This window comes from Streptomyces apricus (genome assembly GCF_008369065.1).
Lineage (GTDB): Bacteria > Actinomycetota > Actinomycetes > Streptomycetales > Streptomycetaceae > Streptomyces > Streptomyces apricus.
On sequence record NZ_VDFC01000040.1, the window covers coordinates 54,602 to 62,563 of the forward strand.

Below are 7,962 nucleotides of genomic sequence, written 5' to 3' on the forward strand. Positions count from 1 at the left end.
CCCGCCGTGCGTCAGGTGACCTGGATCCACTTCGCCTCGGACGGCGTCCCGTCGGCGTCCGTCACGAACAGCATGTACCAGCCGGGCGGCACCAGCGTCCGGTCCCTGGGTACCTCCACGGTCACCGAGTCGTCGGTCCTGGTGAGTCCCAGCGCGATGGACCGCTGCTCGACGTCCGTCGTATGGGTGACCGCGCTGGGCCGCATCAGCCGGGCGTTCGCGATCCGCTCGGGGTGCCGGGTCGCGAAGGTGGCGCGGCCGTCGCCGGTGACCTCCTGCGGTCCGTCCCCCAGTGCGGGACGGCTCTTCGCGTTCTTGTGCAGGGCGGGCGGGGTGTAGATCTCCATGCGCTGCTCGAAGTGGCCCAGCTTGGTGTTCTGCTGGTCGTCGAAGAGCGGGTCGGAGCCGAAGGTGGCGATGCGGCCGTCGGGCAGCAGCAGCGCCTCGGAGTGGTAGTTGCGGCCGACCTTCGGCGCGGCGGCCGCGCGGAAGGAGTTGGACCCGGGGTCGTAGAACTGCGCCTTGTGGATGTTGCTGGCGCCGCGCCCCCGGTAGTCCTTCGCGCCGTTGGAGGTGAACACCGAGTCGTCCGGCATGATCACGCTGTTCAGGTAGCGGGTGCCCTGCGGCAGGTCGGGGCCGTCCTCGAAGACGGGGTTGTCCTTCTTGAGGTCGACGACGGCCGTGCGCGAGGTGGACCTCTTCGACTCGCCGACGCCCCCGCCGCCGAGGACCATCACCTTCTGGTCCTGGGCGGGCGGCAGCAGGAGCGAGGCCGAGGTCTCGGTCTCGTCCGGGTCGCTCAGGCCGGGCACCTTCTGGAACTTGTTGGTCTTCAGGTCCCACAGGCCCGCGTCGCGGCCCAGTTCGGCGGGTCCGTAACCGGCGTTGGAGGCCGGGTAGAAGAGCTTGCCGCCCTGGGTGAGGAAGAGGGCCGGGTAGGTGGGGAAGTAGCGCTTGGGGCCCGGGGTCCACTTCTTGGTCCTCGGGTCGTAGATCTCGTTGTCGCCGGGGTCGATCACCCCCACGTCGTCGAGCCCGGAGACCGCGAGCACCTTCCCGTCCTGGAGGCCGACGAGCGTCGGGTACCAGCGGGCCTTGTCCATCGGCTCGACCGGCACGTACTTCTCCGCCACGGGGTCGAACTCGTAGGCGGCCCTGATCCCCTGGAAGTCCTGCTTGTCCATGGTGATCTTCTCGGAGAGGCCGTACGTGTTGTCGGCGTCCTTGCCCTTGAGGCCGAGGATCTCGTACTGGGCGCTCTTGTCCGTGACCGGGCCGGGGCCGTCCTCGGTGGCCTCGACGAAGACCCGGGCCTCGCTCGCCACCACCTTCGTCTTCCAGGGCTGCATGACCCCGGCCTTGTCGTACGTGATCTTCTGCGTGCGCTTGGCCTTGGGGACGGTGACGTCGAAGCGGCTGACGTACTCGACGCCGGAGGGCGAGCGGAAGCGGGTGCCCTTCTTGAGGACGACCGGCTTGTCCGGGTTCTCGTTCTTCACGCGCATGCCGCCGCCGGCCCGTTCGACCTCGCCGTCGAGCAGCTCGTAGCGGGCGGTGCCGCCGGCCACCAGCATGCGTCCGCTGGGCAGCTGGGCGTGCCCGGAGCAGAAGAAGTCGTCCGGGGTGGGGATCTTCTTGAACGTGTCGGCCTTCGGGTCCCACAGGACGGTGTCGAAGGAGCCCTTGTCGAATTTCTTCTGCTCGTTGCCCGAGCCCGCGACGATCAGGACCTTGCCGGTGTGCAGGAGCGCCGCGTGGATGGCGTTGGTGCGGAACTCCTCCGGGATGTCGAGCTGCTTCCAGGAGCCGTACTTCGCCTGGTAGCCGGGCTGGGCGATCTTGTACTCGTGGTACTGCTCCGAGGCGAAGCCGATGGCGGCGGGGGCGTTGAGCCCGGCGAGCAGCGCGACACCGCCGACGCCGAGCAGCCGCTTCTGGGTCTTCTTCGAGGGCGCCCTCAGGGACGCCCTCTTCAGGGGCCGGTGGGCCATGGCCTAGCTACCTCCTGTCGAACTGCTGGAGACCGCGGCGCCGGTGCTGCCCGCGAGCGCCGGGGCGTGCTCGACCGCCTCACCGGCCTCGCCGGCCTCGTCGCCGCCGCCGGCTTCGGCTCCGACTTCGACTTCGGCTTCGGCTCCGACTTCGGCTCCGGCTTCGGCTTCGGTGGGTTCGGTGACCAGGACGGTGGGCACGACGGACCGGGCCGCCCCGCGGGCGCGGGTACGGGTGGCGGCCCACACGGCCACCGGGGCGAGGGATATGACCAGCGCGAGGACCGCCCAGGTGCGCATGGCCGCGTGGGTGTGGCCCAGCGCGAACGACGCGACGAGGGACGCCGTCAGGACCGCGGCCCAGAAGAGGTGGATCCGGAAGGTCAGCAGCCGGTCGGGGCTGGCGCCGCCGCCCTTGGGGGTGACGACGAAGCGGCTAGGGCGGCGGACCAGGGCCGCGGCCAGGGACCTGAGGTAGATGGGCGCGGACAGGGCCGACATCCCCATGCCGGCGAGGCCCCCGGAGCCCTCCGGCTCGTGCGGGGAGACGTTGTGCCGCCGGTTCCACAGGTACAGCCCGACCTGGAGCGCGGCGGCGTCGCTGTAGAGCATCAGCCACACGGAGGCGGAGACCTGGGTGCCGGACGCGCCGAAGCACAGGAACAGGACGCAGCTGAGGATGCCGAGCAGCCAGTTGACGGCCGTCATGGGGTAGTAGACGAGCATCAGCGTGTACGAGAAGAGCCGTCCGGGCGGCATCGAGAAGGGCGCCCTCCAGTACTGCTTGAACAGCGTCTCGTACGTGCCGCGCGACCAGCGCATCTGCTGGGTGAAGAAGTCGGTCCAGGAGGCGGGGCCCTCACCGACGGCGAGCACGTCGGGGGTGTAGACGGACTGCCAGTGGTGACCGGTCCTCGGGTTCTTGTGCCGGTGCAGCTCGAAGCCGGTGGCCATGTCCTCGGTGATGGAGTCGTACAGGCCGCCGATCTGCTTCACGGCGGCGATCCGCACGACGTTGTTGGTGCCGACGAACATGGGCGCGCGGTAGCGGTTGCCGGCGCGCTGGATCAGGGCGTGGAAGAGGAACTGCTGGGACTCGGCCGCCTTGGTGACGGGGGCGGTGTAGTTGCCGTACACCTGCGGGCCGACGACGAAGGCGACGTCCGGGTCGCGGAAGTAGCCCATCATCCGCTCCAGGAACTCCGGGAGCGGGACGTGGTCGGTGTCGACGGAGGCGAAGTAGTCGTACGCGCCGCCGTGCATCGCGATCCACGCGTTGTAGTTGCCGTGCTTGGTGCGCGTCTTGTGGACGCCCTTGTCCCTGTTCCACTCGGGGACGCCGTGGCGGGTGAAGTGGCGTACGCCGAGTTCCTCGCAGAGGGCCTTCGCCCGGTCGTCGTCGCCCTCGTCGAGGAGCCAGACGTCCAGCGGGCCGGTGTGGGTGACCTTGACGGCCCCCTCCAGGGTGGCCCGGACCATCGACAGGGGTTCCTTGCCGGGGACGTACGTGGTCAGGAAGGCGACCCGGGTGCCCTGCTGCGGGGTGACCGGGACCGGGTCCCGGGCGACCATCGTGGCGTGGGCGATGGAGGCCACGTTGACGACCATGAAGAGCTCGATCAGGCCGATCGCCACGAGCATCGTGACGTCCAGGCCGACCAGCCAGCGGGCGCCGCCCTCGCGCTCCACCCAGTGGGTGGGCCACACCAGGTAGACCAGGAGCAGTCCGGTGAGCAGGGGGGCGAGCGTCATGAGCAGGACGGCTCTTATTCGGTGCGGCTCGCTCGACAGGAGCTTTGTGTACTGCACCCGGTAGGCGGATCCGGACGGCTCGGTGAGCGGTCCGGCCAGCCGGCTGTGGGTGTCGTAGTCGTAGCCCTTCGGCCGCACATCGCCCTCCAGTGCCCAGTGATCGAACAAGCCGATACCCACACAAAAGTGTGCTTTTGACGGCGTGTCGAACGGAGGGGGGCCACTCGGGTGCGGGGTGCCTCCGGCGGTCAGGGGTTCGTCGGGTGCGGCCCGGTGGGGGCTGAGCGCGCAGTTCCCCGCGCCCCCAGGTGCTTGGGCGGCGGGTGCGGGCCGCGGGGAACTGCGCGACAAGCCCCCACGGGCCCGCACATGCGCACGAACGGCCGGAGGCGCCCCTCAGGGGCGCGGGGAACTGCGCGAACGGCCCCCGCCGGGCCGCACTGTGCGTACGGGCCGGTGGGGGCCGTTCCTACGGCGTCAGGCGGACAGGTGGCGCTCCACCGTTTCCACCTTCGACGTGAGTCCGTCCGTCACGCCCGGACGGATGTCGGCCTTCAGGACGAGCGACACCCGCGGCGCCCGCGCCTCCACCGCCGCGACGGCCCGCCGGACGACGTCCATGACCTCGTCCCACTCCCCCTCCACCGACGTGAACATCGCATCGGTGCGGTTCGGCAGCCCCGACTCCCGCACCACCCGCACGGCGTCGGCCACGTACTCCCCCACGTCCTCGCCGACCCCCAGCGGCGTCACGGAGAAGGCGACGATCATGCCCCCACGATCCCCTCGTTGCGCGCGCGGGACGCGATGACCGCGTCCTCGGCCTCGCGCCGGAGCCTGCGCTCCGCGAAGAACCCGCCGGCCGGCAGCACCGACAGGACGAAGTACAGAGCCGCGGTCTTCAGGTCCCACCGCGCCCGGTTCCAGGCGTCGGCCCAGAAGATCGCGTACAGGATGAAGAGGACGGCGTGGACCACGCCCATCACCGGGACCGCGTTGAAGTCCGTGGTCCGCTTCAGGACGGAACAGACGAGCAGCACCAGGAACGAGACGGCCTCCGGACCGGAGACCAGACGGAGGCGGCGGAGGGCGGAGGCGGTCTTGAGGTCCACGGGTCACCTTCGGGAAGGGGGAGAGGAGGGAGGAGAACAGGACGGAAGCCGTGCGGGCGCTGCCTTGTGAACGCACGCACAAGCATTCCCATTGAAGCATCCGGACATCTCGGGGTTCGCTCGGGGCCGGATCATCCCGGAGGATGTGGTCACGGGCTTCGCCCGGCGGCTACCGTCACAGCGTGGCGATGTTCCGACTCCAAGGCAGCAAGGTGCTGGCCGTCGACATGACCGGGGACGCCGTGAAGGCGAAGAACGGCTCCATGGTCGCGTACGACGGGCAGATGGCCTTCAAGAAGCTCAGCGGCGGCGGCGAGGGTATCCGCGGCATGGTGACGCGCCGGATCACCGGCGAGCAGATGACCCTCATGGAGGTGAAGGGCCAGGGGACGTGCTGGTTCGCCGACCGGGCCAGTGAGATCAACCTGGTGAGCCTGCAGGGCGACAAGCTCTTCGTCGAGTCGAGCAACCTGCTCGCGACCGACTCCGGACTGCGCACGGGCACGTCCTTCACGGGCCTCAGGGGCGCCTCGCAGGGCAACGGCCTCTTCACGACGACGATCGAGGGGCACGGCCAGGCGGCGATCATGTCCGACGGCCCCGCGGTCGTGCTGCGGGTCAGCTCGCAGTACCCGCTCACCGTCGACCCGGGCGCGTACATCGCCCACCAGGGCAACCTGCGGCAGTCCTTCCAGTCCGGCGTGACCTTCCGCACGTTCCTGGGCGAGGGCGGCGGCGAGGCCTTCCAGATCCGCTTCGAGGGCGACGGGGTCGTCTACGTGCAGCCCAGTGAGCGCAATTCGATCGCGGGAGACGTGTGACATGCCCTTCCGTGAGATCAACTCCAAGATGATCGAGGCCACGGTGGCGCCGGGCCAGAAGCTGTTCAGCCAGCGCGGCGCGATGCTCGCCTACAAGGGCGAGGTGTCCTTCACCCCGAACGTGCAGGGCGGCCAGGGCGGCATCATGTCGATGATCGGCCGCCGGGCGGCCGGCGAGTCGACGCCCCTGATGACCGTGGAGGGCTCGGGCACGGTCCTGTTCGGGCACGGCGGCCACCACATCCAGGTGATCACCCTGGAGGGCGACACCCTGTACGTGGAGGCGGACCGGCTGCTGGCCTTCGACGGCACCCTGCAGCAGGGCACGATGTTCATGGGCTCGCAGGGCGGGGTCATGGGCATGGTGCGCGGCCAGGTGACGGGACAGGGCCTGTTCACCACGACCCTCAAGGGCCACGGCTCCGTCGCCGTCATGGCGCACGGCGGGGTCGTCGAGGTCCCCATCAGCCCGCAGCGGCCGGTGCACGTGGACCCCCAGGCGTACGTCGCCCACCACGGGGACGTACGCAACAAACTGTCCAGCGCGCTGGGCCTGCGCGACCTGGTGGGCCGCGGCTCGGGCGAGGCCTTCCAGCTGGAGCTGAGCGGCAGCGGCGCGGTGTACGTGCAGGCGTCGGAGGAGAAGCTGTGACCACCTACCCGGGCAGCGGCCCCGCCGGCCCCCTCGTCCACGACCCGGCGACCCTGCCGGCCGACGACAACGTGAACGCGTACACCTTCTGCGTGGAGCTCAAGGGGAGCGAGTGGTTCCTGCAGAAGGGCAAGATGATCGCCTACTACGGCTCGATGGAGTTCAACGGCATCGGGCACGGCCGGCTGGACCGCCTCGTGCGAACGTCGTTCCATTCGCCGTTGCACGCGAGCGACTGGGTGGTGGCCTCCGGCTCCGGCAAGATGCTGCTCGCCGACCGGGCCTTCGACGTGAACTCCTTCGACCTGGAGGAGGGCAACCTGACCATTCGCTCGGGCAACCTCCTCGCTTTTCAGCCAAGTCTCGCGCTCAAGCAGTCGATCGTGCCGGGCTTCCTGACCCTCATCGGAACGGGCAAGTTCGTCGCCGCCTCGAACGGCCCCGTGGTGTTCATGGAACCCCCCATCCGGGTCGACCCGCAGGCCCTGGTCGGCTGGGCCGACTGCCCCTCCCCCTGCCACCACTACGACCACGCGTACATGACGGGTCTGATGGGCGGTCTACGTGCGATGACGGGGCTCGGCGGGGCCTCCGGGGAGGAGCACCAGTTCGAGTTCGTGGGGGCCGGCACGGTGCTGCTGCAGTCCAGCGAGGCGCTGATGGCCGAGCAGGCGGCGGGCGCGGTCCCGAACGAGCCGGGGGTGCCCGGCGGCGGAGGGGGGCCAGGTCACCAGGGTCAGCAGGGCGGTGCACCGCGTCTTCCCGGACAGCTCGGGGACCTCCAGCGTCGCTTCGGGCTGTGAGCGGTAGTCTGCGGAGTGTGACGTCGAACGTGTGCGCGTCGTCACGCCACCCTCACTAGTTCGCCTTTCAACATTTTAGGTAGACTTGATTCATGGAGACCGAGACGGCCACCCGCTGGCTGACCGATGCGGAGCAGTGCGCCTGGCGCACCCACCTGGAGGTCAACAGGCTGTTGACGTATCAGCTTGAGAGGGACCTCCAACCGTTCGGGCTGACGATGAACGACTACGAGATCCTGGTGAACCTCTCGGAGTCGGAGGGCGTACGCATGCGGATGAGCGACCTCGCGTCCGCCACCCTCCAGTCCAAGAGCCGGCTCTCGCACCAGATCACCCGCATGGAGAACGCGGACCTGGTCAGGCGCGAGAACTGCGAGTCCGACCGCCGCGGACTGTTCGCCGTGCTCACGGACCACGGCATGGAGACCATGCAGAAGGTGGCGCCCCACCACGTGGGCTCGGTGCGGCGGCACTTCATGGACCTCCTGTCACCGGAGGCCCTGGAGGAACTCCACACATCCCTGGCCCCGATCGCAGAACACCTGAGGAGCCAGCGGGGCCGCCCTTAAAGGGGCGCGGGGAACTGCGCGACCAGCCACAGCGCACCCGCAGACAACTCACCCGCCTCCCGGCGGAGCCGGCAGGCGGAGCTCGAACAGAGCCCCGCCTGCCGCCGCTTCCCGCACGGTAAGTGCGCCCCCGTGCCGCACGGCGACATCCCGCGCGATGGCGAGCCCCAGCCCGGCCCCGCCGTCGTCCCGCGTACGGGCCTCGTCGAGGCGAACGAACCGTTCGAAGACCCGCTCGCGCTCAGCCGCAGGCACCCCC

9 protein-coding genes are annotated in these 7,962 nt (G+C 69.7%); 4 read left to right on the forward strand and 5 right to left on the reverse strand.

Going from position 1 to position 7,962, the window contains the following annotated elements; all coding sequences use genetic code 11:
• Positions 1 to 11: 11 nt before the first annotated feature.
• The 4 genes from glxA to FGF04_RS13160 form a co-directional block, all read right to left on the reverse strand.
• On the reverse strand, positions 12 to 1,994 hold the full coding sequence (glxA, locus tag FGF04_RS13145; RefSeq protein ID WP_149511494.1) for a radical copper oxidase GlxA: 1,983 nt from the start codon (positions 1,992 to 1,994) through the stop codon (positions 12 to 14).
• 3 nt (positions 1,995 to 1,997) lie between these two features.
• Positions 1,998 to 3,884, reverse strand: coding sequence for a glycosyltransferase family 2 protein (locus FGF04_RS13150; RefSeq protein ID WP_149512246.1), 1,887 nt, complete (start codon positions 3,882 to 3,884; stop codon positions 1,998 to 2,000).
• Positions 3,885 to 4,223: 339 nt separating this feature from the next.
• Entirely contained in the window at positions 4,224 to 4,517 is a 294-nt protein-coding gene (locus tag FGF04_RS13155) for an MTH1187 family thiamine-binding protein (RefSeq protein WP_031073724.1), read from the reverse strand.
• Complete coding sequence (locus FGF04_RS13160) at positions 4,514 to 4,858, reverse strand: DUF3817 domain-containing protein (RefSeq protein WP_149511495.1); 345 nt, start codon at positions 4,856 to 4,858, stop codon at positions 4,514 to 4,516. The genes FGF04_RS13155 and FGF04_RS13160 overlap by 4 nt, the downstream gene beginning before the upstream one ends.
• Positions 4,859 to 5,046: 188 nt before the next feature.
• On the opposite strand from FGF04_RS13160, the gene FGF04_RS13165 reads away from it, so the two are divergent.
• The 4 genes from FGF04_RS13165 to FGF04_RS13180 all read left to right on the forward strand — a co-directional run bounded on the left by FGF04_RS13165 (position 5,047) and on the right by FGF04_RS13180 (position 7,703).
• Entirely contained in the window at positions 5,047 to 5,679 is a 633-nt protein-coding gene (locus FGF04_RS13165) for an AIM24 family protein (RefSeq protein WP_149512247.1), read from the forward strand.
• Position 5,680: 1 nt separating this feature from the next.
• The gene (locus tag FGF04_RS13170) at positions 5,681 to 6,331 is read left to right on the forward strand and encodes an AIM24 family protein (RefSeq protein ID WP_149511496.1); all 651 of its coding nucleotides are present in this window, start codon (positions 5,681 to 5,683) and stop codon (positions 6,329 to 6,331) included.
• On the forward strand, positions 6,328 to 7,134 hold the full coding sequence (locus FGF04_RS13175) for an AIM24 family protein (RefSeq protein WP_149511497.1): 807 nt from the start codon (positions 6,328 to 6,330) through the stop codon (positions 7,132 to 7,134). Before FGF04_RS13170 ends, FGF04_RS13175 begins: the two co-directional genes overlap by 4 nt.
• Before the next feature lie 92 nt (positions 7,135 to 7,226).
• Positions 7,227 to 7,703 carry a MarR family winged helix-turn-helix transcriptional regulator gene (locus tag FGF04_RS13180; RefSeq protein ID WP_149511498.1) on the forward strand — a complete coding sequence of 159 codons (477 nt, stop codon included), beginning with the start codon at positions 7,227 to 7,229 and terminating at the stop codon, positions 7,701 to 7,703.
• Between the two features lie 48 nt (positions 7,704 to 7,751).
• Here FGF04_RS13180 and FGF04_RS13185 read toward each other — a convergent pair.
• The coding region (locus FGF04_RS13185) for an ATP-binding protein (protein WP_235882320.1) at positions 7,752 to 7,962 on the reverse strand (211 nt) is incomplete at its 5' end.